The following is a 2,360-nucleotide window of genomic DNA, read 5'->3' on the forward strand; positions in this document are numbered from 1 at the left end:
GACCCGGGTACTCCCGACCAGGGCCCGGATCTCGTCGGTCAGCAGGCTCACGAGCCCTCCCGGTAGAGCGCGTTGGGGAACACCTCGAGCAGCAGTCCGGGCTGCTCGAGCGCCCGGCACATCGCGCCGGTCGAGGCCGGCCAGGGTGGGCTCAGCCAGCGCTCGCGCACCGGCGCCACGACGCGGTAGGTCGCGATCGCGTCGACCACGCAGTACTCCGTGGTCTCCAGCAGGTCGTCGGGGCCCAGGCCCTCGTGGGCGAGCAGCTCGACCATCTGCTCGTAGAGGGCCTCGGCCTGGCCCTCCAGGTCGCCCTCGGCCAGCACGTCTCCGCTGGTGGTGTCGCGGGCGGCAAGCCCGGAGATGAACAGCCCGCGCCCCGCGCGGACGGCCGGCGACCGGGTGGCGGTGTCGTAGGCAGCCCACCCCGGGTCGACCCGCTCGCGTCGGTGCCGGGATGCGGTGACGTCGAGGGCGACAAGCACCCCCTCCTGGTGCAGCCGGCTCATCTCGATGCGGCCCGCCGCGGGGAAGATCCCGTCTCCGGCCAGCCGTGCTCGTCGCACCGCCTCGACGGACTCCCGGTCCGCGGCACTGCTGTCGGGAGTCACGTAGTCGTAGGTCGTGACGATGTTGTCCAGCGAGAGCTGCAGGGAGCGCAGCGTCTCGTCGACCCGGTCGAGGCACCAGGCGTACTGGGCGGCCAGGTCGCCCGGCGCCACCACCGAGCCGTCGGGCCCGACCGGCACGAACGTCGGCAGGTAGACCAGCCCGTCGTGACCCTCGGTGATCGCCGGCCGGCCGGCACTGCTCGCGACCAGGGGCGTCCCGCCGCCGCGCACGGCGTGCAGCTCGACGACGACGGTGCGCACGGTCGGTCGCTCGCCGAAGAGCTCGGTGCGCACCGCCGCCGCCGTGTCGTAGTGCTCGAGACCGCTGAGCGTGATGTTCTCCGTGACCCGGGTGACGTCCTCGGGACCGAACCCCGCAGCCGCCAGGATCGCCAGCACCTTCTCGTAGGCCGTGCGGGCCTGCTGCTCCATCGGGCCGCCCACCGTCATCTTGCCGACCTCGGGGTCGAAGACACCCGCCGTGTGGCCCGAGGTCCAGGCAGCTTCGCCCTCGCTCAGTCCGAGGCAGAAGGTGAAGCCGTCATAGGGGAACCACGGGAACTCCTCCGGGCGGATCGCCTGCAGGGTCATCGAAAAGGCTTCCTCTCGCTGGTGGTGCTGGACTCGAATGGTCAGGGGGTGGTGCGGGTGGCGTCGAGGACGGGCTCGACCGAGTCGAGGTCCGCGAGCCGCTCGACGAGGTCGGCGACCGCCTCGGCGGCGGGTCCGCCGTTGTCGATCGCCTTGGCGCGGACCTGGTCGCGGGTCAGCGGGTTGTCGGGCCCACCTCCGCTGCGCGCGACCTCACCCTCGACGACCGTGCCGTCGAGGAGCGTGATGCGCACGTGCCCTGCGGCGTCGGCCGCGTGGCCGGCTCCGTCGGTGAGGCGCCAGGTCACCCGGGACGCCAGGGCGGCGACCTCGCGGCGAGCGAGCCGCCCCGGCTCGAAGGCATCGAGGCCGAGCGTGCCGTCGACCAGCAGTGCGGCGACGCACCAGGGCAGCGAGAACTTCGCGGCGTACGCCGAGGCGGGGGTGGCGAGGTCGCGGGTGTCGTCGCACACCGTGGGCGCCGAGTCGGGGTGGACGTCCGCCTCGATCCGGGCCACGTCGCCGGGCCCGAAGGGCCGTGCGCGGCGCGCCGCGGCGACGGCGTCGAGGGTGGCGTGACTGAGCTGGCACACCGGGTAGGGCTTGATCCCGATCCGCTCGCTCTCCCACCGGGTGCCGAGGTCGACGACGATGGAGGCCGGGTCGGCCTGGCTCCCGGCGAGGGCGTCGAAGACCCCGTGAGGACCGTCGAAGACGGATTCGGGCCCACTGGCCCCCGCTGCCGCCAACCGCGCGGCGAGGATGCCCGACTGCGACGCGAGTCCAGGGTGCAGCTGCTTGGTCGAGGCGCCGGTGGCGAGGAAGGCCAGCAGCCCGCCGGCCTGGCTGCCCGCGATCCCGAGGGCCGCGGTCGTCTGCGCGGGGGAGAGGCCCATCAGACGCGCCGCGACGGCCGCCGAGGAGAAGACGCCGGCGACCATCGTCGCGTGCAGGCCCCTGGCGTGGAACTGGTGCGGTGCCGCCGCCGACACCCGGCAGGCCACCTCCAGCCCGACCACGGTGGCATCGAGCACCTCCCCGCCGGTGCGGCCGCGCTCCTGACCGACGGCGAACGCCGCGGGCAGCACGATCGCGGTTGCGTGCACGAGACCGCCGGCGTGGGTGTCGTCGAAGTCGAGGGCGTGGACGAGGGTCCCG

2 protein-coding genes are annotated in these 2,360 nt (G+C 73.9%); both read right to left on the bottom strand.

Annotated elements, in window-relative coordinates; all coding sequences use genetic code 11:
- Positions 1-47: 47 nt before the first annotated feature.
- On the bottom strand, positions 48-1,202 hold the full coding sequence (locus Q0L15_RS19485; RefSeq protein ID WP_296606230.1) for a RidA family protein: 1,155 nt from the start codon (positions 1,200-1,202) through the stop codon (positions 48-50).
- Between the two features lie 41 nt (positions 1,203-1,243).
- A partial coding sequence (locus tag Q0L15_RS19490) for an MmgE/PrpD family protein (protein ID WP_296606232.1) occupies positions 1,244-2,360 on the bottom strand: 1,117 nt, incomplete at its 5' end.

It is taken from the genome of Nocardioides sp. (genome assembly GCF_024509035.1).
GTDB lineage: Bacteria > Actinomycetota > Actinomycetes > Propionibacteriales > Nocardioidaceae > Nocardioides.